This is a genomic window from Myxococcales bacterium (genome assembly GCA_016716835.1).
Lineage (GTDB): Bacteria > Myxococcota_A > Polyangia > Haliangiales > Haliangiaceae > JADJUW01.
Genome location: JADJUW010000001.1, coordinates 2,637,084 through 2,661,915, shown reverse-complemented (window position 1 = coordinate 2,661,915; position 24,832 = coordinate 2,637,084). Strand labels below are relative to the sequence as shown.

The 24,832-nt window shown below is 63.6% G+C and carries 21 protein-coding genes; 10 read left to right on the top strand and 11 right to left on the bottom strand.

The window, feature by feature from the left end; genetic code table 11:
• Nucleotides 1–253 precede the first annotated feature (253 nt).
• From IPL79_11750 to IPL79_11735, 4 genes are all read left to right on the top strand, one after another.
• Nucleotides 254–1,678, top strand: a complete 1,425-nt coding sequence (locus IPL79_11750) for a poly(A) polymerase (GenBank protein ID MBK9071658.1) — start codon at nt 254–256, stop codon at nt 1,676–1,678.
• The gene (locus IPL79_11745; protein ID MBK9071657.1) at nt 1,678–2,502 is read left to right on the top strand and encodes a class I SAM-dependent methyltransferase; all 825 of its coding nucleotides are present in this window, start codon (nt 1,678–1,680) and stop codon (nt 2,500–2,502) included. Before IPL79_11750 ends, IPL79_11745 begins: the two co-directional genes overlap by 1 nt.
• 171 nt (nt 2,503–2,673) lie before the next feature.
• Nucleotides 2,674–3,522: a hypothetical protein gene (locus tag IPL79_11740; protein MBK9071656.1), complete on the top strand. Its 849-nt coding sequence runs from the start codon at nt 2,674–2,676 to the stop codon at nt 3,520–3,522.
• Nucleotides 3,523–3,543: 21 nt separating this feature from the next.
• Nucleotides 3,544–4,800 carry a serine/threonine protein kinase gene (locus tag IPL79_11735; protein ID MBK9071655.1) on the top strand — a complete coding sequence of 419 codons (1,257 nt, stop codon included), beginning with the start codon at nt 3,544–3,546 and terminating at the stop codon, nt 4,798–4,800.
• A gap of 816 nt (nt 4,801–5,616) precedes the next feature.
• Here IPL79_11735 and IPL79_11730 read toward each other — a convergent pair.
• The 5 genes from IPL79_11730 to IPL79_11710 all read right to left on the bottom strand — a co-directional run bounded on the left by IPL79_11730 (nt 5,617) and on the right by IPL79_11710 (nt 9,370).
• A complete protein-coding gene (locus IPL79_11730) occupies nt 5,617–6,066 on the bottom strand; it encodes a four helix bundle protein (GenBank protein MBK9071654.1) in 450 nt (149 codons plus the stop codon).
• A 251-nt stretch (nt 6,067–6,317) separates the two neighbouring features.
• Entirely contained in the window at nt 6,318–6,944 is a 627-nt protein-coding gene (locus IPL79_11725) for an NAAT family transporter (protein ID MBK9071653.1), read from the bottom strand.
• A gap of 68 nt (nt 6,945–7,012) precedes the next feature.
• Nucleotides 7,013–7,900: a LysR family transcriptional regulator gene (locus IPL79_11720; protein ID MBK9071652.1), complete on the bottom strand. Its 888-nt coding sequence runs from the start codon at nt 7,898–7,900 to the stop codon at nt 7,013–7,015.
• Nucleotides 7,901–7,917: 17 nt separating this feature from the next.
• Entirely contained in the window at nt 7,918–8,544 is a 627-nt protein-coding gene (locus IPL79_11715; GenBank protein MBK9071651.1) for a hypothetical protein, read from the bottom strand.
• A 94-nt stretch (nt 8,545–8,638) separates the two neighbouring features.
• The gene (locus IPL79_11710) at nt 8,639–9,370 is read right to left on the bottom strand and encodes a redoxin domain-containing protein (protein ID MBK9071650.1); all 732 of its coding nucleotides are present in this window, start codon (nt 9,368–9,370) and stop codon (nt 8,639–8,641) included.
• Nucleotides 9,371–9,469: 99 nt separating this feature from the next.
• On the opposite strand from IPL79_11710, the gene uppP reads away from it, so the two are divergent.
• Together uppP and IPL79_11700 are read left to right on the top strand one after the other, a co-directional pair.
• Nucleotides 9,470–10,276, top strand: coding sequence for an undecaprenyl-diphosphatase UppP (gene uppP, locus IPL79_11705; protein ID MBK9071649.1), 807 nt, complete (start codon nt 9,470–9,472; stop codon nt 10,274–10,276).
• 99 nt (nt 10,277–10,375) lie between these two features.
• Nucleotides 10,376–12,631 (top strand): PEGA domain-containing protein, encoded by a 2,256-nt coding sequence (locus IPL79_11700; protein ID MBK9071648.1) that lies wholly within the window; start codon nt 10,376–10,378, stop codon nt 12,629–12,631.
• Nucleotides 12,632–13,158: 527 nt separating this feature from the next.
• On the opposite strand, the gene IPL79_11695 is transcribed toward IPL79_11700, so the two are convergent.
• Nucleotides 13,159–14,364, bottom strand: a complete 1,206-nt coding sequence (locus IPL79_11695; GenBank protein ID MBK9071647.1) for a hypothetical protein — start codon at nt 14,362–14,364, stop codon at nt 13,159–13,161.
• Between the two features lie 106 nt (nt 14,365–14,470).
• Here IPL79_11695 and IPL79_11690 point away from each other — a divergent pair, with 106 nt between their 5' ends.
• Both IPL79_11690 and tsaB read left to right on the top strand, forming a co-directional pair.
• Nucleotides 14,471–16,099, top strand: coding sequence for a site-2 protease family protein (locus tag IPL79_11690; protein ID MBK9071646.1), 1,629 nt, complete (start codon nt 14,471–14,473; stop codon nt 16,097–16,099).
• The gene (tsaB, locus tag IPL79_11685) at nt 16,096–16,842 is read left to right on the top strand and encodes a tRNA (adenosine(37)-N6)-threonylcarbamoyltransferase complex dimerization subunit type 1 TsaB (GenBank protein MBK9071645.1); all 747 of its coding nucleotides are present in this window, start codon (nt 16,096–16,098) and stop codon (nt 16,840–16,842) included. Before IPL79_11690 ends, tsaB begins: the two co-directional genes overlap by 4 nt.
• Here tsaB and IPL79_11680 read toward each other — a convergent pair.
• From IPL79_11680 to IPL79_11665, 4 genes are read right to left on the bottom strand one after another with little or no spacing between them, the layout of a single operon-like run.
• A complete protein-coding gene (locus tag IPL79_11680) occupies nt 16,784–18,304 on the bottom strand; it encodes a HAMP domain-containing protein (protein MBK9071644.1) in 1,521 nt (506 codons plus the stop codon). The genes tsaB and IPL79_11680 overlap by 59 nt on opposite strands.
• A 3-nt stretch (nt 18,305–18,307) precedes the next feature.
• Nucleotides 18,308–18,928, bottom strand: a complete 621-nt coding sequence (locus IPL79_11675; protein ID MBK9071643.1) for a DUF4390 domain-containing protein — start codon at nt 18,926–18,928, stop codon at nt 18,308–18,310.
• A complete protein-coding gene (locus tag IPL79_11670) occupies nt 18,925–20,391 on the bottom strand; it encodes a BamA/TamA family outer membrane protein (GenBank protein MBK9071642.1) in 1,467 nt (488 codons plus the stop codon). The genes IPL79_11675 and IPL79_11670 overlap by 4 nt, the downstream gene beginning before the upstream one ends.
• 12 nt (nt 20,392–20,403) lie before the next feature.
• Nucleotides 20,404–21,186 carry a hypothetical protein gene (locus IPL79_11665; protein MBK9071641.1) on the bottom strand — a complete coding sequence of 261 codons (783 nt, stop codon included), beginning with the start codon at nt 21,184–21,186 and terminating at the stop codon, nt 20,404–20,406.
• A gap of 41 nt (nt 21,187–21,227) precedes the next feature.
• Here IPL79_11665 and IPL79_11660 point away from each other — a divergent pair, with 41 nt between their 5' ends.
• On the top strand, nt 21,228–22,604 hold the full coding sequence (locus tag IPL79_11660) for a hypothetical protein (protein ID MBK9071640.1): 1,377 nt from the start codon (nt 21,228–21,230) through the stop codon (nt 22,602–22,604).
• Nucleotides 22,605–22,624: 20 nt separating this feature from the next.
• On the top strand, nt 22,625–23,233 hold the full coding sequence (locus IPL79_11655; protein MBK9071639.1) for a YqgE/AlgH family protein: 609 nt from the start codon (nt 22,625–22,627) through the stop codon (nt 23,231–23,233).
• A gap of 1 nt (nt 23,234) precedes the next feature.
• Here the strand turns inward: IPL79_11655 and IPL79_11650 are convergent, their stop codons facing one another.
• The gene (locus IPL79_11650) at nt 23,235–24,710 is read right to left on the bottom strand and encodes a hypothetical protein (GenBank protein MBK9071638.1); all 1,476 of its coding nucleotides are present in this window, start codon (nt 24,708–24,710) and stop codon (nt 23,235–23,237) included.
• Nucleotides 24,711–24,832: the final 122 nt, after the last annotated feature.

The following is a 24,832-nucleotide window of genomic DNA, read 5'->3' as shown; positions in this document are numbered from 1 at the left end:
CCTTGCGCGGTGCGTAGTTTGAAGGTAAGACATGTAGTAGCTGTTCGCACCACGCTAACAGTCAGCCGCAGCAGGCCGCAGTCCCCCCCAAAAACAGCCGCTGCGGCGCTTCTATTTTCGGGGTTCAACATCGCCGCTGAGCGCCGCACGTTGGCTAGCCTCAGCGTCGGGGCGCTGTGGTATGTAGCTCGCCAAATCTCCCAACAGGCCACCACATGCGCGCTGCATTGGTGGCGGCAGTGACGTCAGCCCTATGCGAAAATTGAACGCACACTTAATCGATGCCGACGCGCTGCGCGTGGTGCAAAAGCTGCTCAAAAATGGCCATCAAGCCTATCTCGTTGGTGGTTGCGTGCGCGACCTGCTGCTCGGCCGTTCGCCGAAAGATTTTGACGTCGCGACCAGCGCGACGCCCAACGAGATCCGCGCCATCTTTCGCAACAGCCGCATTATCGGCCGACGCTTTCGGCTGGCGCATGTTGTCTTTGGCCGCAAAATCATCGAGACGTCGACCTTTCGCGCCAATCCTCGCGACGCCATGAATGAGGGTGGCGACGCCGATCTGCTGATCACGCGCGATAACGTTTTCGGCAACGAAGTCGAGGACGCGATGCGCCGCGACTTCACCATCAACGGCATGTTCTATGACGTCGAGCGCAGCGCCGTCATCGATCACGTCGATGGGCTGGTCGACCTCGACGCGCGGCTGGTCCGTACCATCGATGACCCTGGCGTGCGCTTTCAGGAAGACCCCGTGCGGATGCTGCGCGCGATTAAGTTCGCGGCCCGCCTTGATCTAAAGATCGAGCCTGATACGTACGAGGCGATCGTGGCGTGGCGTGGCGAGATTCGTCGCGCCGCGGCGCCGCGGGTGCTCGAAGAGCTGTATCGCCTCTTGCGCGGCGGCGCGGCCTATCGCTCGATGGAGCTCTTGCTCGAGACCGGCATGCTGGCGGAGATTTCGCAGCAGCTCGTCGCGATGTTTTTGGGCGACGGCGGGCCGGCCAGCGTCGCGGTGCGCGTCGGCGCCAGCGTCATGCCGCAGGTGGCGCGCGTGCTCGATCCAGAAGAGGCGCGTTGGCACGCCACTTGGAGCGACGATCCACGTCAGGTGCTACCGGCCTTTGCGTTGCCGCATCTAGACGCCGGCCAAACCGTGACCGCCCGTGCCCAGGCGTGGGACATGTTGCGCGCCTTCGACGACATGCCGCTGGCTGCCGATCCACTGGACATTCCAAACTGCACCTATCTAGCGGCGGCGTTGTTGCCGTTTGTCGCGCCGCTCTTGCACGGCAGCTTGCGCGGGCACGAATTGCTGTCGGCGCTCGACGAACACGTGACGCCGCTTGCGCTCGACCTCACCCTGCCACGGCGCGAACGCGATGAAATGCGCCAGCTGCTCGTGATGCAACGCGGCGCGGGCCCGAAGGTCAAGACGCGCTATCGGCCGGGCTCCGCGGTCGAACTGCAGGCCGCCGCGCAGGCAATTGCGCGTTGGGCTGGTGAGATACCGATGGCCTCCGACGACGCGCTCGACGCCGATGATGACGCCACAGAACTTGGCGCCGAGGGCAGCGAAGAGGAGGCTGGCGACGGCGATGGGGGCCTGCGCAAGCGCCGCCGTCGGCGCCGCGGTGGCAAGCGCCGGCGCGATTCGGCGCCCATGGGTGCCGCGTAGTGCCAAAAAAATCGACGCCCGAGGCCGCGCTGCTGGCGCAAATCGCCGCGGGGGCGCATGAACACTACCGCGAGCCGTTGCGGTACGACTACGAGTATCGCGCGCGCCGCGATGACGTCGAGTTCTATCGCGGGTTAGCCACGCGGTTTGCCGCAAAGCGGGTGCTGGAGCTCGGATGTGGCTCGGGCCGCATTACGATTCCCTTGCTTGCTGACGGCGTGCGCGTGACCGGCATCGATCACGCCGCGCCCATGTTGGCGCGCCTGCACGAAAAGGCTGCGCGCTGGCCGGCCGAGGTCGCGCAGCGCCTGACCAGCCATCAAGGCGATATCCGCTCGTTCGCGGTGACCGGCCGCTTTGAGCTGGCGATCGCCGCGTTCAACGTGTTTGAGCACTTGTACACCCGCGAAGAGTTCGCGCAATGCCTCGCTGGGATCGCGGCGCGTCTCGCCCCGGGCGGGCACCTGGCCTTTGACGTGCAGCTGCCAGATCTAAAGTGGTTGTCGTTGCCGGCGACCCGTCGCTATAGCCGCATGCGCATGCGCGATCCGGTCAGCGGACGCCCCATGATCTATTCGACCAATCACGACTACGATCCCGTGCGCCAGATCTCGCTCATCCGCATGTACTACGATCCGGCGGATCGGGGCGGCGGCGGCTTTGTTGTGCAGCTTTCGCAGCGCAAGTTTTTCCCCGTCGAATTATTGCTGCTCGTCGAAAACGCGGGCTTTGAGATCGTCGAGCGCTGGGGCGGGTTTGCAGGACAACCGCTTGGACCTGGTTGCGAAAACCAAGTGATCGTCGCCAAAAAACGCCGTCGCTGAGCCGGCGGGCCTCGGTGCATCTGCGGTTGTGGGTGGCTGCGCACATGGCCCCAGCCCGATCGCGCGGGAATCTCCCCGGTCGCGCTTGCGCCGCGATTCTTGGCCCGGCTAGCATGGTGGGTGATGAGGGTGCGAGGCGTCTCTGCCTGCGGGTTAACAGGCACACTTGGCGTGGCGATTCGCACCGCCGTGGCGTTGCTCGTGCTTGGCGGCGCCACCGCCGCGCATGCTCAAGACGAAGAAGAGGATGACTCGGGCGTCGCCGGTGGAGGCGAAGTCGAAGAAGAAGAGGGCGAGGATGGCAAGCCCAAACAGCCACCGGTGACCTCAGGAGGCCTTTTTAGCAAGGCCAACTACCCCAGCTCCGAGCTCGCGCGCCCGTTAACAATTAGCAAGGGCGTGGTCGAAGTGCGCGCCGGCCTCGGGACCGACGTCAGCTCCAAGACGGCCTTTGAATCGTTCTCGGGCCTGCTTGAGGCGCGTTATGGCGTGCAAGATAATTTTGAGGTATCGGCGTCGTTTGCGCTCGGCGAGACGCTAGTGCGCGGTGGCGCGGCTATCGAGGGTTCGCTGGCGTATGACCTCTTAAATATTCGGCTAGGCGCGGTCGGCAGCCGCAGCAAAACCGCGCTGCCTGGCGGCGACACGGCAGTGCGCAAGGCCTTCGAGGTTGAGCTCGGCTTTCCGCTGCGCTATGCCTTCAAGCCCCAGTTTGGCCTGGTCGCGCTCGAGACGCTGCTGACCTTTGGCGACGGCAAGCCCGACCTCACGCCAGCGGTGGCTGTGGTCGGCCAGCCCGTGCCGTCGGTCTCGGTCTTGCTGCGCGCCAAGATGATCATCCCCGATCTAGACGTCGATGCCGAGGGCTTCGTGGTGCCGGGCACGCTCGCGGTGCAGACCGCGGCCGGCGCCGCAATGGATGTAGGCCTTGAGTTTACGTTCACGAACATGAAGCCACCTGAAGGCGTAAAGTTTTACGATCAACGCGAGCTGGTGCTCTACGTCAAGGCGCGGATGTGACACAATGAAATCCGAGGGCGTGTGAGAATTTGTCCGAAGTGCCGCAACAAGTACCCGCCTGGGGAACGTTTTTGCCTGCAAGACAGCTCGGTGCTCGTCGAGCCCGAAGACATGGCGCGCCTCGGCCAGACGGTCGGCAATTATCGCCTTAACTCGATCTTGGGCCGCGGCGGCATGGGCACCGTCTATGCCGGCGAACACGTCTACATTCGCAAGCCCGTCGCGCTCAAGGTGCTGCATCCGCAATTTGCAAAATATCCTGAGGCGGTGAATCGATTCTTGCGCGAGGCGCGCGCGGCCTCGCTGATCAACCACGCCAACATCGTCGACGTCACCGACTTTGGCCTGTTGCCCGATGGCGTCGTCTATTTCGTGATGGAGTATCTTGAGGGCGAGAGCCTCGAAGACATCATCGAGCGCGATGGCGCGGTCGAACTCTATCGCGCCATCAACATCGCCAACCAAATTGCTTTGGCGCTCGACGCGGCGCACGCGCAAAAAATTATCCATCGCGATCTCAAGCCCGACAACATCATGTTGCTGCGCTTGCCCGGTCGCCGCGATCTGGTCCGCATGGGGCCAGATCACACCTGGGTCAGCGAACGCGAAAAAACCTTCGACTTCGTCAAGGTCCTAGATTTTGGCATCGCCAAGATGGTTGATCCCGACGACCTCACCGCCGAAACCATCAAGGGCGCGGTCTTTGGCACGCCGGAATACATGTCGCCCGAGGCGGCGCGCGGCGAAGAGGTCGATCACCGCAGCGACATCTACAGCCTTGGCGTGATCTTGTTTGACATGCTGGTGGGCCGCCCGCCGTTTGAAGCCGAGCAGGGCAGCGACGTGCTCAAGATGCACATTAGCAAGGCGCCGCCGCGGCCGCGCGAATACGCCGCGCACCGAGAGATCACGGAGCACGCCGAGCGCTGCATCCTCAAGGCGCTCGAGAAAGATCGCAACAAGCGCTACCAAACCATGCGCGAGTTTCGCGACGACTTGCAGAACGCCTATGGCTCGGTGCACTACCGCCGCCATGCGCGCGAGAAGGGGCTTATCCCCTCGGAAGAGGCGATGGCCGCCAGCGCCGCCGCGCGACCCAAGCGCCTCACCGACGAAATTCACGAATGGTTCGAGTCCGATCAAAAGCGCTTGAGCGTGGAAGAGGCGCGGCAGCTGGCGCTAGTTGGCGACGGCGACGCCATGCGTTCAACCGGCAAGCGCTCGCCCGAAGAGGCCGCCCGCCTCGCCGACGAACTCGAAAAGCATTTCGAAGAGTAGCGCGGCGTCTGGCGCAACGTCGTCGCTGCCTAAACCTCATTCTGCTATCCACTGCCATGAAATTGGCAAGCTCAAATTGTGCATTTAGAATTCTCTGGCTAACCTCACATGCGAGTCTTTGCGCGATGGCAGGAGCGGAGTCAAGTGAGCAGTTCGACCACCTCGATTTCTGTTCCTCTAAACACGTCAACCGTGATGTACGGCGTGTTTGGTTCACTAATCGTGCTCGCCTCGATTGTCATCTGGAGCATCGCGTTTGCGTCACCGGGGTTTTCTTTGCCAGCGCGTCAGTTCTCTAGTCACGAAGCGACAATGATGCACCTCACCATTCTTGCAATTGGAGTAAACGTTTGGGCGGTGTATTTTCTATCCGCCGCACTGTCCTTCGGGAAAATTCAACCGTTTGCTATTGCAGCCACACGCGAGGCGCTATCGTTTCCTCAGCGGTCGCTTCTTAAGGGTTTTAGGCGGCACGAGGTTAGGCGAACGGATATTGCCGCTATCGTCGCGCGTCTTGGTAAGGGCCGAGAGTTTTGGCGATTTACATGCGCGATGGTCGGCAATTTAGAATTCCCGAGCAGCTCTTCGACAACGGCGAGATTTTGTCCGACGTGGCGACCCTCCTCGAGGCCTGGCGAACGTCTCCGAGCGATGAAGGGGCACTCACCGGCTGAAATAGCCATTTTGTTTCAAGCAGATACTGACCAAACTGCGTGATTTCCTTTGCTGATCTTAAATTGCACGTCGGTGGCCAAGCGGCGAAAATTGATAGTGGCTTGGGGGAGTCCAAAAATGTGCCGCGAAGCGACACGACGCTCAACGGCGAATAAGCCCGGTGAGCAGCGCGATCAACCGGTCTGCGCTGGCGAGGCAGCGCGCGGCATGATGCTGCGTGGTGTCGCGCGCCATGGCCGCGATTTCAACCGCGGCAGCTGCTTCACCGGCCTCACCACGCGCGATGCCAAAGACACGTGCGCGGTCTGCGGGTGACACTCGCGATGCGGCCTCCGCAATGTTCAGGCAGGCGCTCTTGGAAGCGCGCATGGCCTGATCTCGCAAGTTGGTATCTCTAATCGCCGCCGCGCGCACCGCGGTAACAAGTTCGAGCGCTACCTCATATGCGACGAGACGGTGATGTGGCAGACGTGGCGTAGGCATGGTTGGTTTGGTCATCTGCCATACGGCGCGCAGGCGGCGTGACAGCGCCTCCGTGCTGGCGCGAATTGCTACGGCGCTGGCCACGACGGTTGCGCGGGTTTGTGGCAATGACCAAGCCAATCATGTCGCGCATCTGCAAGGTGCGAGTGCGAGGCCAGGGTTCGGGGTGAGCGTGCGGGCGCGGGGTAAAAGATACGATGTGAGCCCATGCCGGGTCTAAGCTCCAGTAGGAATTTCACCCGACGAGAGTCACGGTAGTGACGTCACCCCCGCACCCGCACGCTCGCCCCGCACCCGCACCTTCTCGTAACCCGCACGCTCGCCCCGCACCTCGATCGGCGGCGCCCAGATTTTATTGTCTAGTGCAGCGAGTCGACCAAACCGACAATGCCGCTGACGGTAAATTCAACGCCAATCGCAATGACTAAAAATCCCATGATGCGGGTGATCGCGGTGAGGCCACCCTTGCCGAAGAAGCGAAATAGGTTCGGGCCAAGTCGCAGCGTGAGAAACACCAGCGCGGCGCAGGCGACAATCGCGATCAAAATCCATCCCTTATCGGCCCAGTTGGGATGCGCCATGTACTGCGTGATGAGCAAGGAAATCGCGCCCGGGCCCGACAGCACCGGCATGCACAGCGGCGCGAACGCAATGTCACGCGGATTGCGTCCCTCCTCTTGGGCATCTTGTTCGTAGCTGGGTGCCTTGCCGGTATGGTCGCTCATCAGCGAGAAGCCCGAGAACAACATGACGAAGCCGCCGGCGATGCGCATGGCGTGCACGGAAATGCCGAAGAACGACAAGATGTAAACGCCGGCCAAGAAGAACGCCAACATGATGCCGAGGAAGTAGAGGCTAGCCTCGAGCGAAATGCGCGCGCGCTGCGCCGGTGTGGCATCTGGCGTCAGCGCCATAAAGATGGGCACCGCGCCGATCGGATCGACGATCGAAAATAGCGACACCAGCGTGGCGAGCAGCAGCTCCATCGGCGCAGTATGTCACAAATGCGCCGGAGCGGGCGGCGTGTCCGAGATCGCGTGCACGGCCCGGAGCCTCAGCTCAGCGGTCGTGTGCGTAGCTCGGCCGCGAGCTGTCGCAGCTCGTGCGCGCGAGGGTGCCCGGTTTTCCACACCAAGCGGAAGTAGTCATGGCCGAGCTTGGCAGGCGGCGCCAAGACGACGAGCTTGCGTTGCGCCAATTCGCGCGTGACATAGTAATGAGGCAACACCGCCACCCCGCGTCCTGCCAAGACCCAGTCTTTAATCGGGGCAATCGATCCGAAGTAGCGCATGCTGGCAAAGGTCCACGGCGCGGTGCCGGTGGTCTCCGCGAGATAGCGAAACAGCGGCAGGCTAGGCGCGGTGTCGAGCAGACACCACTGTTCAGTTGGTGGACGGACGCGGCGACGGGCAGGCGGCCAAAGCTTAGCGGCGGCGACGAACGCGTAGTTCTCGCGATGCAGCGCCTCGTATTCAAATTTTGTTGTCGAGACGGAGCTGCTCGTAATAAAGGCGTCGAGCTCGCCGTTGTTCACCTGGCGCGTCAGATCGGCGCCGGAGCTGAAGTGCACGTGCAGCGTGCGATGGGGCCGTGCGGCATCGAGGCTTGGCATGGCGGGCATGAGCCACGACATGCCGAGCTCGAACCGGGTGCCGATGGTGAGTTCAAAAGGCAAGGCGTCGGTCGACGCGACGATGCGCGTGCACGCCTCGGCTGCCTGCAGCAGGGATTTGGCGTGCGGCAAGAGGCGCTTGCCGCTATCGGTAAGCGCGACGCTGCGGGTGGTGCGCACAAAAAGTTCTTGGCCTAAGTGGTCCTCAAGCTGGCGAATGCGGCCGCTTAGCGCCGCCGGCGAGAGATGGACGTCGGCGGCGGCGTTGCGGAAATTGAGCCGCGTCGCGGCGCTGACGAAGCAACGCAGCGATTCGAGGTCGGGCGTCATGAGTGCTTAGCTTACCGCTAAAAGATGTCGCAGATCGACGCGGCATAGCCGGTTAGATGGGGTTGACCGGCAAAAGCGGGGTTCGCCTCCTCAAACGTCGACCAGCCAAAATCGAAGTGTTCGTCGTTGGGATCGTGGTCCGCGTTGATCTCGTACACCTCATCAAAGCCCATGCCCCAGCCGTAGCGGTGCTGGTAAGCAAATAGATCGCCTTCATCGCAAGCGCCGTTGTAGTTGGCGTCGACGACGAAGACCGACCAAGGATACGCGAGATTATCGAACAGGCCGTTAGGGCAGGCGGCCTCGAAGACGCCATTGGTTGCCTGTGCAATCAAAAAGATATCCGTCGGCGTCTGCGGCCAGTGGAGGGCGCCCGGACCTACGGCTCGGATCCAGATCGTGGTGCCATTTGGCGGGACGCTTTCGGGCAAGGTGCCGCTGACGTACAAGCCTTGCGGCGCGTTTTGGCCGCAGTGCTCCACGGTTGGTACGAGCGTAGGGCCTGGGGGCGTCACGGGAGGCAGCGGCGCGGCCGGCGGAGGCGAGGGCTCCACTGCTTCCGAGTCATCGGCGGGCACGAGCAGACAGGCCGAGCTGGGCAGCCCGATGGCCAGCATCAGGGTGAAAAGGCTTAGGTGCTTCATCCGGCAACCCTAGCAAACTCCTGCGTTCGCCCGAATCTATATAATTAGAACAACATTGTTTAGATAAACAGAACAATGCGTTGCGCGGCGGCGCTTAACGCTTGCGGTTAGCGGCTGACTTCTTAGCGGCTGACTTCTTAGCGGCTGACTTCTTAGCGACCGGCTTCTTAGCGACCGGCTTCTTAGCGACCGGCTTCTTAGCGACCGGCTTCTTAGCGACCGGCTTCTTGGCGACCGGCTTCTTGGCGACCGGCTTCTTAGCGACCGGCTTCTTAGCGACTGGCTTCTTGGCGACCGGCTTCTTAGCGACTGGTTTGCCTGGCAGCTTGCTCGGTACCTGGGCGATCGCAACGATTTCCCGAACGCTGGCCCCGTTGACCGCATCGAGCACGGCTTCAACGTGCCCGGCCACCTTCACGCCCCGCCATTCCTTGATCACGGTGCCGATTTCGTCGATCAAAAATGTTGATCGAATAATACCCTCGCTGATATTGCCGTAGAGATTCTTTTTGCCCCACGCGCCATAGGCCGCAATGGTGGCGCCGCTCTCATCGGAGAGCAAGGGAACCGTAAGACCGTACTTGTCGCGAAACTTGCAGTGCGACGCAATGGAATCCTTGCTGATGCCGAGGACCACGGCATTTTGCGCGGCAAAGGCATAGCGCGCCTGGGTGAAGCCTTGCGCCTCTAGCGTGCAGCCAGGGGTGTTGTCCTTGGGGTACATAAAGAGCACCACCTTTTTGCCGCGCAGGCCGGTCAACGCGACGATGCCACCATCGGATGAGGGGAGCTTAAAGTGGGGAGCCGCATTTCCAAGTAAAGTCATATAGCCTCGCTATCACATCCGCGATCCACCGCTAAGGGCCTACGGAACGATTGTGACAAATCACTGGCGCAATCAGGGCCGCGCTGGCAGCATGGACGCGTGCCGTATTGGTTTGCGTTCGTGATGGGGCTGGTGCAGGGCGCCAGCGAATTTCTCCCCATTTCGTCGACCGCGCATCTGCGGCTGGCGCCGGCGCTGCTTGGCCAGCCCGATCCAGGCGCCGCGTTCACCGCGGTGGTTCAACTCGGCACGCTGGCGGCGGTGCTGATCTATTACGCTCGCGACGTGTTTTGGACGCTGCCGCGCGGTGTGCTCGCCGCGGGCTATCCAGCTGAGCGTAGGTTGGCGGGGCAGCTGGTGCTGGCCACGCTGCCCATCGTCGCGGCAGGGCTTGTGCTCAAGCCGTTCATCGTCGGCGATGCGCGATCGCTATGGGTGGTGGCAAGCGCGCTGATCGCGGTGGCGCTGGTCATGATCTATGCCGAACGCGCGACCGAGAAAAAGTCCGAAAAGCGGACGATTAGCCAATTAGGCTATCAGCACGCGCTCCTCATCGGCTGCGCGCAGGCGTGCGCCTTGGTGCCCGGCGTCTCGAGGTCAGGGGCAACCATCGCCATCGCGCTGCTCCTGGGCTTGGCGCGGCCCGAGGCGGCGCGCTTTTCCTTTTTGCTCAGCATCCCGGCCATCGCGGGTGCGGGCCTCTTCGAGCTGGGGGACGCCCTGCGCGCCATGCCCTCGCTGGGGCCGATCGTGCTCGCCACGGTGGTGGCGGCGGTGAGCGGCTATCTCTCCATCCACTGGCTGCTGCGCTTCTTGTCGCGCGCGTCGCTGCGATCGTTTGCCTACTATCGTCTGGCACTTGGCGCGGTGATTTTTGTGCTGTTAGTGACCCATCGCGTGGCATAGCCGCGGTGTGACATTCTCGGCATCTGCGCGTCACTTTTCGCGGCGCGAGATCCCCCTGCAGCCCATTCCTTGCTAGATTCGGCCCAAAGTAGGATGACTATGACTGCAACAAAATACTCGGTATCGCTCGTTGGCCTCGTGGCCCGCTTCTTGGTTGCCTTGGTGTTGGTCGCGTTGGCTGCGGAGTCCGCCAGCGCGCAAACCTGTCCGATGGATAAGCCCAGCCGCCGTTACAAGGTGAAGATCGAGTCGGCACCTGCCGGCGCGGTCGTCTATCTCGATCGCAAAGAGTGCGGCCCGGTTGGCGTGACCCCTTGGCAGGGCACCATGGCCTCGGGCGACTACAAGGTCATCCTCGAGCTCGAAGGCTACAATCTCGGCGAGAAACAGATCAAAATCGCGCGCAAGAGCGCGTTGCAATCCTTCTTTCACCCGCTGGATAAGCGCATCGATCCGCCCAAGCTCGACATCCGCGCCGACTCAGACCAGAACATTTTTGGCGCCGCCATTTCCGTTGATGGCCAGGTTCAGGGCACCGTGCCGGCCATCGTCATCACGACGCCAGGCCGCCATCTCGTCGAAATCCGCAAGGATGGCTATGAGCCGTTTACGAGCTGGGTCGAGGCCTACGAAAACAAGACCGTGCTGGTCACTCCGGTGCTGCGCGCGGTGCAAGCCAAGGTAGGCACCATCATCGTCGAGGCGGACGTGCTCGACGCCGAGGTCTATATCAACGGCGTTAAAAACCCCGATAACACGCCGACCATCGTCGCCGGCATCATCGAAGGCGTTCACGTCGTCGAGGTCCGTAAGGGCGGCGGCGAGCCGTGGAAGCAAAGCGTGCAGGTGATCGCGGGTCAACAGGCCAAGGTGCGGGCACAGCTCGCGTCGACGCTGAGCGGCACGATTTCCGTGCAATCCAACATCTCGGGTGCGCAGGTCTACGTCGACGGCAAAGAGGCCGGTCGAGCGCCGGTCAACGTGAGCGTGCCGGCGGGAGACCACTTGGTTTCAGTACGCGCGGATGGCTACAGCGCCGCCGAAGAAACCGTGAAGGTCGCCAACAACTCGACGGCGACGATCAAGCTCGATCTGTCGCCCGCGGTCGGTGGCCCCATCGGCACGCTGAGCGTGGTGTCACCCGTGCCCGGCGCCGAGGTATTTGTCGACGGCGCGCGCCTGGGCACCGTGCCACAAGAGCAGCAAATCGCTTCTGGCGAGCACTATGTGGTCGTCAAGCTCGCGGGCTACAAGTCGTTCGAAGCCAAAGTGCTGGTCGAGGGCGGCAAGGTCACCCAGGTCAGCGCCGAGCTCAAGGCCAGCGGCAAGCTGCGCGTATTATCGAGCCCAAGCGGGGCACAGGTGACGATCAATGGCTTGGTCAAGGGCACCACGCCCGTCGACATCGACGTCGAAGCCGGGGCCAACATTATCAGTGTCGAGGCGCCAGGACGCACCGCCTATGAATGCTCGGTCGTGGTGACAGATCCGGCGAATCCCGCGCCGGCCGGCGGCGGAGGCTGCCTCGTCACGGTGGCCAGCGGCGGCGATGCGATGATCAACGCCGAGCTGCCAATTGCCAAGCTCAGCGTCGAAGAACAAGAAGTCGAGCGTCGCAGCCGTTCTTCGTGGGGCGCGCGCACCTTGGAGAAGGGCAGCGCGATGGCTGACATTTCGGTTGGCTATCCGTACTACCTGTATGGTCGCGCGACTTTCGGCTTTGGCAAGCTCGGCCCCGTCGGCTTTGACGCCGCCCTGCTCTATAAGACGAACCTTGCGCGCGGCAACCTTGGGATAGGGGCGCGGGCGCTCATCTACGATCGCTCCCCCATCGCCGTGGGCGCCTTCACCGAGTTCTCGGGTGGGGGCAGTCGCCTCGATCAGTCGGGGCGCAGCGGCCTTGATTGGAATCTGGGCGGCACCGTGTCGCTGACGGCCATCAATGCCATCACGATCAGCGCGCGGCTCTATCTCAATGTCTACGGCGACAAACACTGTCCCGAAATCGAAAACGGCCAGTTCCTCGAAGATAGCCCGATCGATGCCTGCGTCGGCTACCAAAAACGCCTCAACGGCGAAAATCCTGCGGACTTCACCTTGGCGGATCAGTTGCGCTTGGAAGAGCTCACGGGCATGTCCGGCAACGAGATGTTTGGCGGGCGTGATTGGGGCGGGCGGTTCATGGGCAGCCTCATCGCCGAGGCCGCAGTGCAAGAACGCTGGAGCCTGTTCGTCGTGCTCGACTCGGCGTTGGCGCAAAAAGAGCGCGCCTTTTATACCAACCTGGTTTCGAAATCGATGCTCGAAAAAGACTACGGCATGTACATCCAGGCCGGCGCCTCCTTTAAGTTCTAGGCAGAAACGCATTGGGTGGGCAGCTTGCGGTGTACGGCTTCGCGAGCCTCGTTACATCCAGACGGATGCGCCTCGGCATCGCTGCAGGCGTGCACCGCAATCTTCTCCACCCACTGCATTTCTGTGCTTCGCTCTGATCCGAACATGTCTCGCGCACCGCTTCTGCGCTGTACTTCCACGGCGCACTAGCCTACCGGCAGGTGGCGCACCGTTTCTTCCGCGAGCATAGATTGCAGGGCGGTGGTGCTGTCACCACGCAAACCTACCGGCAGGTGGCGCACGTTTCTTCCGCGAGCATAGATTGCAGGGCGGTGGTGTTTGCACCGAGCGCGGTGGATACCACAGCCGTCTCGCGCTACCCCGGAGGGGTGCTATCTGCGAGCAGGAAGACATGTGCGCGCACCTGCCGGTCCACCATCTATCTGCGAGCAGGAAGACACGTGCGCCCACCTGCCGGTCCACCATCTATCTGCGAGCAGGAAGACACGTGCGCGCACCTGCCACTCCCCACTGGCGCGATCCTGGGCCTAGGACTTTGGCTTGGCCTTGATCACGATCTTGTTGTCCTTGATCACGATGCCAAACTCGACGCCGCTCGATTTGTGCGCCTCCATGATCTTGGGCGCTTGCTGGCGCAGGTGACGCACCAGGAGATCGTAGCTCATGGTTTCGCTGCCATCGCGTACGACCTCGCGCGCCTTGACGTATTTGGCGTAGAGCGCCCGCGTTTCTGATTCGGACATGCCCGGTGGCGGTGGCGCCGCCGGTGCGGGCGCGGCAATCGGGCGCGCCGCCGGTGGCGACGACGTTGAGGCGCGCGGTGGCATCGGTGGTGGCGAGGTCCGAAACGGGGGCGACGCTGTTGGCGCGCGAGGCGCCGTTGGCGGCGGGGCGGCGGTGGGCGCACGTCGGCTTGGTGGCGCGCTCACGATGTCGTCGTCATCGGTAAGATAGAGCGGCGCGGCGGCGCGGGAAGCGGCTGAGGTCAAGGGGGGAGGTATCGTGCTGGGTGCCCCCATGCGCGCGGGGTTGCCGGTGCGCGTGCGCGGGAACATTAGGTCTGAGTTGGAGGTCGGGCGCTTGCGCTGGCCGGTGCGGGTGCGCGGCGTCGCGAGCGGCGGTGGGATCGTCGTCGACGCGACATTCTTGAACATGGCGTCGATATCAAAGTCGTCTCCGAGCAGCGCCTCGTCTAAGGCATGCGTTGTCGAGCGAGGCTTTGCCGCGACGGCGGGGGCGTTGGCGGCATTTGCAGGCGGTGGTGTGGACGTGCCTGAGGAAGTCGCGGCCCGTCGGCCTGCCGCCGCATTGGCGGCCTTGCGATCGCGCTCGATCATTTGCCGCATCCGCTTGGGCATGGCCGCGAGGACCTCCTCGGGGATTTCTTCGCCCGAGGTGGCCGCTTGCCGCTGAATGCGCGATAGGTCGCGAATGTAGCGGCCCGCCTCGATATCGCGCACGGTGCGCTTCCAGTACGAGTTGTACGAGCCAAATTTTTGCGTCAGGGTGGCCAGGCGATAGCGTTGGCCGGTATTACGGATCTGCAAGATCGTGAGGTCGCGAATGCGGCGCTCAGCGTCGGAATGCATATGTGACGGCGCCGCCTTTTGGATGCCGAGAAAATACTGCTCGTACATGACGCGCAGCCGGTCGACCAATTTTTCGAGGTCGCCTAGCAGCTCGTCGGCGTCGACGGTGCCATCCTTGGCTTGGTTCGAGCTTTTCAGCGCCACAAGGGTTTATCATAGCAAGACTTACGCCAGGCCACTAGGCTGGATCGCCCCGGCGCGAGATATTGGCAGCTGTGTGCTAGTCTGCGACACCTAGGTCTTCGGGGCGATGTTCGTACTCTATTTTTTGATGGCCCTTGGGCTGCTGGTGTTTATCCACGAGCTGGGGCACTTCGCGGCGGCCAAGCTGCTTGGCGTGGATGTCGCGCGCGTATCGATCGGCTACGGGCCGGCGCTATGGCGTGTCCGCTTGCGTGGCACGCAATACCAGATGGGCATTCTGCCGCTTGGCGGTTACGTGCGCCTGCGCGACGAAGAGGGCGAGCACCCGCGTAGCTTGCGCGCACAGCCCTTGTGGCGGCAGGCGTTGGTGATTTTCGCCGGGCCTTTGGCAAATTTTCTGGTGGCGATTGCGCTCTACGCGATGTTGTTCGTCGGGCATCGACAGCTGCCGGCCCCGGTGCTTGGCGACGTGGTGCCCGAAGGTCCCGCCGAACGCGCCGGGCTCTTGCCGGGCGATCGCATCGTCGCGGTCAATGGTGAGCCAACCATCTATTGGGACGACATGGCCTCGGTGGTCGCCGGCGCGATCGGGCGAGATCTTCGGCTTACGATTGCGCGCGGCGGGAAGGTGTTTGAACGCGTGCTGGCGCCGGTGGCCACGGTCGAGCGCCATCGCGATGGGTCACAGACCAGGCATGGCTATCTCGGCATCGCCCAGGTGCCGTTTGCGCCGGTGGTCGGAATTCTCGATCGCGCGTCGCCGGCGGCCCAAGCCGGCATGGCTACCGGCGATATCATCGCCAGCATCGACGGCGTCAACGTCGCGACGTGGGCCGACATCGATCGTCGGCTGCGCCATGTCGCTTCGCGCGCTAACATCGTCTATTTGCGCCGCACCAACGTCGCCGGCTTGCCGGTCGATCTGCTAACCGCCGAGCTCGCCGATATCGTGCCGCGCGTAGCCATGGATGAGCAATTGCGACGCAGCACCTATACCGGCATCGAACGTTCGGATCTGGTAATCGCCACCGTCAAGCCCGGCTCGCCAGCTGATCTCGCAGGCCTGCGCGCAGGCGATCTCGTAGTCGCCTTAAATGGCACGCCGCTGCGACAGTGGATGGACCTCGAGTCGCGCCTGCTTGCCGCGCCCGAGGCCACGCATCTCGTGGCATGGCGACGGACCAATGCCGCCGGCGCCTCGGTCGCCATGTCATCCGAGATGCGCCAGGCGTGGCAGTCATTTCGCGACGACTATGGCCATGTCGGGCGGCGCCTGGTGTTTGGTGCCCGCAACGTCGAACACCGCGGGGAACCAATCATGGCGCCGATCCAAAATCGCATCAGCTACGCGCTTGGCAAATCGGTGGCCAAGACCGTTGAGGCGTTGGCCGTGATGGGCGCTGGGTTCTCCGCAATCGCCACCGGCTCGTCACCTCGCGCCTCGCTGGGAGGGCCGATTACGATGTTTCAGGCCGCGTCGGTATCCGCGGCGCGCGGCTGGGAGAGCTTTCTGCTGCTCGCCGCGCTGGTCTCGGTCAACCTGTGTTTCTTAAATCTGCTGCCCATCCCCATGCTCGATGGCGGCCAATTCGCCTTTCTCGTCGTCGAGCGCGTGCTGCGGCGGCGCATCCTGCCGCAGACGCGCGAGCGCGCGCAATTGGTCGGCCTGGTGATTCTGCTGGGATTCTCGGTTTTTGCCTTGCGCAATGATATCGCGCGGCTTATGGGTGGATGATGCTAGCTCTCGGGCTCGATACGGCCACCAACACCGCGAGCGTGGCGGTGGTCGACATGGCGTCGGGCGACGTGCGTGCCGAGGCGGTCACCGAGGTCGCGGCGCACAGCACAAATCTGCTGGCGCTCATCGCCGACGCGCTGGCGCAGGCCTCGGTCTCACTTGCTGAGATCCAAGCCTTTGTTGCCGGCGCGGGGCCAGGGTCATTCACGGGGCTTCGCATTGGGCTCGCCACCGTCAAGGGCCTGGCCTATGTCCATCGCCGACCGCTATGGCTGACCTCCTCCCTCGCGGCAACGCTGCCGCGCGCCGGCGCCATGCTGGGTGGGCATGACACGGCGGTGGTGGTGCTCGATGCGAGGCGAGCGGAAGTGTACGTCGGTTGGTTTGCGCGCGTCGGCGATGGTTGGCAGCCGCTGCGCGATGAAAGCGTAACCTCGGCCGCAGCGCTGACGGATCAGTTGGTGGCCTTTGGCCGGCCGGTGACCTTGGTAGGCGACGGCGCGTTGCTGTATCGCGATGCGCTGACGCCTGCGTTGGCGGTGGGGCATGTGATCGACTCGCGTTTTGTCACGCCCTCGGCAGCCGCCGCGATCGCCGCCATCGCGCGGCTCGAGCACGGCGCGCGCGTCGACGCCTTATTCGCCGGCGCGCCGACCTATATTCGCCTCGCCGAGGCGCAGGTTAAGTTTCCCCACGGGTTGGTGCCGGTGGCACCGCCGCCGTCGCCAGTGGAATCGTAACGACAAAGCGCGCCCCACCGAGTGGCGAGGGTGAGGCCGAGGCGACCAAATCGCCGCCATGATCGATCGCGATGGTTTTCGCGATGGAGAGGCCAAGCCCGGTGCCCGATTTTTTCGTCGTGAAGTAGGGTTCAAAAATCGCCGCGGCATTGCCAGGTTTTACGCCAGGGCCTTCGTCATCGATGAAGCAGGTGATGGCGCCTGCGTCCAGCGACGTCGATACTTGCACGCGCCCGGCGCGGCCGTGCCCTTGGCCGGCCTGCATGCCATTATCGATGAGATTGGCAAGCAGGCGACGCAGCATGAGGCGGTCGGCCATCGCGATGATATCGTCGTGGGCGCGATCGATCGTGACCAGCTCGGAAAATTCTGGCATGTGGCTCAGATCGTCGAGCACGAGGGCTAAGCGCATGGGGGTGGCCTGTACCCGCGGCAATTGGCCCAGCGTGCGAAATGTATCGACGAGGCGGCGCAGGCTGCGAATCTCGTCCTCGACGATTTCTTGCGCCGTGTGCAGCGTCTTGCCAAACGCCGCGTCGTCGCCGCGATACGCAGAGACACACTGTTGCACCGCGAGCTGAATTGGGGTGAGCGGATTTTTGATCTCGTGCGCAAGGCGGCGCGCGACGTCCTGCCACGTGTTAACCCGCTGCAGGTACGTCACGTGACGTTGGCTTTCTTGCAGCGCATCGAGCATGGTGTCGACGCCCTCGGCAAGCTCGGCGAATTCATCGTCGCCAAGTAGCCTGCTGCGCGCGGCCATGTCGCCCTGCGCAACCGCTCGCGTGGTGGCGAGCACGGCTTCCGCACGGCGCGCGACGCGCCGCGAAGCGAACGCGCCGATCGTGGCGGCGAGTAACACGGCACCACCCACGGTCAACCAAAAGGCAATCAGATAGCTGCGTGGCATGGCACTGCGGACGCGCGTTGCCGAGCGAGCTTGGTCGAGGGCGACGTGGATTTGTTGCGCCTCCACCTGCCAATCGCGCACCACAAATCGCGCGCGCAGCACGTTTGCCGCACCAAGCGGTGCGTCGACGTCGTAGTAGCGATATCCAACCGGCAGGGCGGCGGCGGATGACACAGGCGACGGCTCAGCTGCGGCCTGGGCCGCGAGCACGGTCAGCGCATGCAGCTCGGGGTACGTAAGCTTGGCGTTCTGCACGGCGGCGTCACTTGGCGCGGCGCCCGGGGGCAACCCGGTTGCGATGGCTTTGGTTGCGCTGGCGCACGCCTGTTTCTTGGTCGCGATCAACTCGGTATAGGCGGCGAGCGCGCCTTCAAGCGCGGTCAGCCGCGCCGTGGCCTCGTTGCGGCCAAAACCCGACGTCACCGCGCCGATTTGCGTCACCAACCACCACGATACCAACGTCGGCGTGATGAGCAGGCCAATAAAAACCAACGTTAGCTTGGCCTGCAAGCTGACGCTGCGGCGCCGAGGCGCGGGGAGGGCCGGCGTCACCAGTTATCGCCTCACCCGATAAAACGGCCGCGTACGCACGCGCAAAACGCGCTCCGCATCGGCGAGATCGTGATTAATAAAGACCGAGAGAAACGACGCCGACGCGCCTTGCCGCAACCAACGCCGCACCTCTGCCAGCGCCTCCGCTGAGACCGGGTTGAGCTCGACCACAAACACCACATGGTGGTGGTCTGTGTATTCAATGGCGGCCAGCGGGCCAACCGGCAGGTTTTCAAGCGTCACCATGCGACGCAGCGCCTCAGCCTTGCTCTTGACGCGCACCGCAAAGCCGCCGCCGGCAGCGTCAAATTGCAAGACATACACCTCATCCCACAGATCGTAGACGATGCGGCGCTTGAGCACGCCCGTCGCCACGACCTTGTCGTCGCGGTCGCGGTAGAGCGCGTAGCGAATAACCACCGTGGTGGGCAGCCCGCTGTCAAGTTCGGCGTACGTGCGGCCGTCGAAGATGCTCGTGACGTCGCCATTGACTCGCATGGTGGGCGGCGTCTCGACAAATTTCATGCGCGACACGCGCGTGATCACGTCCGCCGAGGCGTGCCCCGCGACGTCCAACAAGGCGGCAACGAGCGCGACCGTGGCTAAGCAGCGCCTGGTGTTCAAGGCAGGCGACTCCCTAGATTGGCGAGCGAAAGCTCAACGATACCGAACCTGGTCTCGAAGCGAACCCCCACATCGGCCAGAATGCCAAGGGGCAGCGCGGCGTGTGGCACGCCAGCGTATTCTTTGGTGTCGCGCAACGTAAACAGCCCGGCGCTCACAAAAAAATCGCCGCGTACCAGCCAGCTGCGGCGCCCCGCGATGCGTTGCACAAATTGGATCGCCACCGATGCGGCTTGGTTGCCAGCCGGCGCGCGATCGATGCCCGTACCGAGCAGGTCGCTCGGGGCGCGGGTGGCGAGCGCCATGCCAAGTGATCGCATTGGCAGCCACGGATATAGATCGTTGACATAGATTCGATCCGAGCGTGGCGGATCGCCAAAGACAACCTGCCCCTGCGCCAGCACGCCCAGCGCGCGGCGGCCCTGGCTCAGCGGCAACCAATGTTCTAGGCTGGCGCGCAGCTTGACCGCGGCGTAGTCGCTGCCTAGCCCGCTGATCAGCACGTCGGCGTCGAGATCGCCAAAGAAGCCACGGCGGGGATTTCGTGGATGGTCGCGCACGTCGTACTCAATGCCGACATTGGCCGAGGCGCGCACACTCGTGCCTGGGAGCAGCCCGACATCGATCGCTTGCGTTGCGCCCTCGTGCGTGCGCGTCAGCGCGGGGACCTGCCCACCGCGCAAGATGCCAATGCGAGGGCCGGCACGCAGACGGGTCGGGCGGTCGAGATCCCACAGCCCTCGCACCGCGAGTTCACCATATCGATAGGCCAGCGAAGTGAAGTCGGCGTCGGCGTGGCTGCCAGGCGCGCCCGAGATTTGGATGGGCTCGTGATAGTTGGCGAGGCGGAGCACGAGTTGCCCGCCAAACGGCGTCGAGACATACGGCGCGCGCGTCGCCCTCAACTCGATGGCAGATTGCGCCCCATCGCCGGCAATATCGCCGGCCATGGCGCCCAAGATGGAGCCGGCGACGTCGAGGCGACGCCACACGTTCTTGCGCTCGACCTCACCGCCGAGCCAGGCCGAGCTCGCATGGCTGGTGCCAAGCCACAGGCGATTAAGGCTCCACCCCGGGCGGGGCCACACCGTGATCGCGATGATGATCGACCCTCGTTCGCTGCCCTTGCTGATGGCAAACGCGGCATCGCGATACGTGCCGAGCGACAAGACGCGGAGCTTGGCGTCGCGCAGCGCGCTGTCGCCCGCGGCAAGGGTATCGCCCACGGCAAACGGCAGCACGGCGACAATTTCGCGGACCTCATGGGCGGGGGCGCCGCGCACCGAGATGTGCTCAATGTGGCGCGGCGGGCCAAACGGGGCGTCGAGATCCGCGGCCTCTATGTACGGTGAGCCGTCGGTCGCAGGCGACGTAGGCGGGGGCGTGGGATCAGCGCGCAGCGCGGTCATCGGCGATAACACGAGGGCCACCAGCAACATCGTGCACGCGCCACGAACCGTCATGCTGGCACGCTATCATAGCCGCGCAAGCTTTTCGAGTAAGGCCTCGATTTGCGCTGCGGCGCCCGGGTCGCCATCGCGTACCGTCGCGAGGGCGTCCACGAGGCCTTCGACGTCGTCGCGTCGCGCACCGCAGGCGATGATCGTGTGGGCGCCAAGCGCGTGCGACAGCCCCGCCCGGCGAACGGTCGCGGCGGCCGCATCAGCCGGATTTGCCGTGCCGCGGTCGTGGCGCCGCAGCCATTGCCTCACGCTCCGCATGGCGCCAAGCCGCACGCGCGACATGTCATCGCGGGCGATCCACCACGCAATCAGCACGGCCGGCAACGCGAAAAGATCCGTCGCGTCGACGACGATCCGTGGCGCCGGCAGCCCCGCAACATCTGTCACCAAGGCCAAGGCTGACTCCATGGCCCGCGCCGCCGGCGGCGAGAGCTTAATCGCCGCGAACATCGCCGCCACGCTCGCGATGCTTATCACCACGAGACGCCGCGTTAACGTCGTCATCATCCCAAGCAAGGTGGCCAGCCACAGCGGCGCAACGATCAGGCCAGCGACGTCGCTGAGCTTGCCCGTAATCGCAGCGCTCAGCGCGCTTGATTTGAGCAGCCAATCATTGGCTGCCAGCACCGCGGTGGCTGCGAGGCAACCTGGATGCAGCGCCGGCGACAACGGCCACGCCGGGGCGTGCCATCGGTCATGGCCGCGCGGTGCCCACGCCATGCGGCGCAGCCCTCTCCATGCGCGCAGCCACGGCCGCGGGCCATCCTGGGCTTTGTCGTCAGATGTGGCGCGCATGGCTTAGGATTTGCCGACCTAGTCGATATACTCTGCGCGTTGTGGCAAAGCCGAGCAAGACATCAGAAGGTGCAAAACAACTGGCCGAGGCGGAAGCCAAGGCGCGCGACCGCTTTGAGAAGGCGACCAATGATATTCGCGAAGGCGCCTATCAGTTTGCGCAGCGTGTGCGCGCCGAGACCGAGCTGGTTTTAGAAGAATTCATCGACCCTGCGGGTGAGGTGGTGCGTTCGGTCGCCGACGTCGAGGGCGATAGCGGCGCGATTGCGTTGGCGCTGCCCCTGGAGATGCTCACGTTCGATACGTGGCTCTTTGGCCAGGTAGGCGACAAGGACGAGCTCGATCTCAAAGACTCAACTCACTTCACGATCTGGTTTCAATTTGGCGCGTGGCTTGGCGAGACCTTGCGCCGTCGCCACGGCGGGCACTGGCTCTTGCTCGGTGAAGATCCTCACCTGTGGCGGCTTGGCTTTTCTAAGGTGTTTCTCGAGATCGCCCCCTTTGTCTTTGCCGAGCAACTCATTCGCAGCGGCTCGGGCGCCTTGCAAAAGATGATCACCGAAATCGAGCGCCTGCGGCTGCAGCACGAAGAGGCCGCGGCGGCCGAGCAGGGCAAGGCGGTCGATCGCTTCGCGGCGCAGCACTACATTCGCATGCACAGCGTGCCGCTTGGGCAATGGCTCTCCATGGATTTCGCGACGCTAACCCGCATGTGGAATACCGCGCCGGTGAGCGAACTCATCGCCGCGGTCAAGGCCGGCGGGGCGCGCCTGCCACCGCAAAACGCGCCGGTGGTGGCACGCGTGCTCGAAGCGCTCGGCAAGGCCAAGCAAGCCGAGCCGATCGCGAAACAAACTGGTGATCGCGGCCTGTTCGAGGCGGTGGCGCAGATGATTTCGCTGCGTCGCGCGACGCCGCCCATCGCCGTCGACATTTTGGAGCGTGTGGTTATTCCCGCGTTGCACGTCGGCTTGCCCCAGGCATTTCCGCCGCTCGATGAAGACGACATCAGCGAGCTGCATAAGGGCAAAGAGCTCTTCGCCTTTTTTGTCGATGTCGTGCCGCACAAATTTAACGCCGATGATGAGGGCTTTCTCGGCTCGATTCCGCGCGAGGATCTGGCCTCGCCGTACGCAGATCGCACCACGCTTGAGGTCGGCAAGGGCGACTGGATCATCGTCAACCCGCGGCACTTTTTGCCCATGCTCGGCGAGTTCGACGCCGGCAAGCTGCTGGGGAAATATGATGAATTCGTCGCCTATGTAGGCAGCCAACCCGAGGCGCCGCGGCGCCGCGACGATGGCCGCATGCTGGCCGAAACGGCGGTGCGAGCGCTCACCGAGCTCAAGGCCTGCGTGCAAGCCGCGGCGCAGCACAAGGACGCTTTGGTGTTTCGCATGTTGCCACCTCCGGGGTGAAACGAAGATAATATGTAGAGATGGAGCCCGCGCGTGAGCGCCTGGCTCAAAAACATATGATCACGACACTTGCCCCCGGTTTGCTCGTCGCCATGCCGCGCATGGGCGATCCTAATTTTCAGCGCTCGGTCGTGTTACTGCTGGCCCATGGCGACGACGGGTCGATGGGGCTAGTCCTCAACCAGCCAACCGAGCTGCTCACCCACAAGCTACTCGAAAACCTTGAGGTGCCATGGCAGGGCGAGCGCACCGCGCGCGTGCACAAAGGTGGCCCGGTTGAGATGCGCGTTGGCTGGGTGCTGCATTCCCCTGTGGCGGCGCCGTGGGAGCTTGTTACGACCGACGGCTCGCGCCCAGTGCCAATCATGGCCGGCATGGCGCTCTCGACATCGCCCGATCTTCTTAAGGCCCTGGCGCAGCGCCCGCCCGAGCATATCCGCGTGTTGCTAGGCCATAGCGGCTGGGGGCCTGGGCAGCTCGCCAACGAGATCAGCAGCGGCGCATGGTTGTTCGCTGATGCAACGCCCGAGCTCGTTTTCGAGACCGCGCCGAGCTTGCTCTGGGAGCGCTCGCTATCGACGCTTGGCATTGCCGCTGGTTCGTTAATCAGCGGGCAGGGCGTTAATTAGCTCAGGATGCCGTCGCGAGGCGACGAGTTTGTTGTGGCTGGCGGTGACCTTCGCTCGCGGCGCGACGAGGCGCCTGCGAAATTGACGTTATGCCGGGAACTTGCGCCGAGAGGCGCGTCACTCGCGGCACAGGCCGCAGCGGGGCTAGCGAATTTGTCTGTGGCCGCGCAAACGATTTGCCAGGCAACGGGGGCAGTGGACGCAGCAGGCGAGGTGCCGAGGTTTCGGTTTGTAAGCGGGGCGGCGCGATGACCGGATCGTTGTCGGCATCGTTGCTGCTCGATGCGATCGTCACCGTGGACCGGGTACGCCGGGTTGCATCCGTCGGCATGGGTGGGATTGCGCCGAGGTAAAGCCTCGCGGTGTGGCCGTATAGTTGGACCGGCTGCGACGCCGTGGCGGCGCGAAGATGTGGTGGCTCGCCGCGCATGGCGGGCGCGGGCAGGGGCGCGGTGACGGCTGGCATCGGTATCGTCGTTGCGGCGTACGGTGCCGGCTGCGTGCCAGCGGCGGCGCGCGGACGCTGCACGGGGACAGGCACAGGAGCGGGTATGCTTGCGGCGACGGCGGGCACTGGCGCAATGGGTTGCGCCTCGGTGGCTCCGCGCAAAGAAGGTAGGGCTGCCACGTCACTGACGGCAGGCACGACCACGGCGGCCATGGCAAAGACGGGCGTCGCAACGAAGATTGGAATTTCAATGTCGCGATCGGTGACGGGGCCTGAGGCGATCGGTTGGCTCGCGATGATGGGCGCAGCTACGGGCGCCACGATGGCTGCAGGCGCGACGACCGCCGTGCGTGCACGTTCCATCGCGACTTGCCATTGTTGCGCCTCATCTTCATCGTTGCTTGCGGCGACTTGAACCGGCAGCTTGGTGGTAGTGGCAACTTGGTCGGCGGCGCGTGCCCGTGCCATCATCCATTCCCATTCCTCGTCATCGAGGCCTTCATCGCCAGCAACGTTTAAGTCTACGTGGGTCTCGGCAGCCGCCATAACAGTCGGCAGGCTAGTGGTCTTGGGCGCGATCGACGCAGGCGTGGCTGCCACGAGCTGAGCCGTCGAAGGCGTCATCGCCATCGTCTCGCCGGCGTCTTGGCTCTCTGCCTCGACGGGTTCGCTTTGCATGACAATCAACGCCTCGGTCTGCACGATGCCCTGGCCTTCTTCGGCGGAAGGCGCGCGCACGTTTTGCGGCAGCCTCAGCGCGGAGCCAAATTCTTGGCGCGCGGTTTGTGCACGGGCAGGCGATGCGGTGGTGGCCGACAAGGCGGCGCGCGTTGCTAGCTGAGCGTCGAAATTAACTAACGTACCGGTGACGATGCTGTCCTCAACCCGCCACCCTACGACCCAGTCGCCCGCCATGGCCAAGGCCTTGCGGTTGTGGGAAATGACGCGGTCGTTTGCAGCTAACGAAAGCCCAAACTTGTCCAGTTTGGCGTAGCCAAGGCGGCGCATAAGGGATTCGAGTAGTGTCATGCCATTGGGATATGCACGCGGTGTGCCACGCTAAGCGGTTGAAAGTACGCGCACAAACCCCGCATACCCGAATGTCGCATGGGGAAAATCACCCAAGATCTGGGGCGCGCTGTCCCAGATCT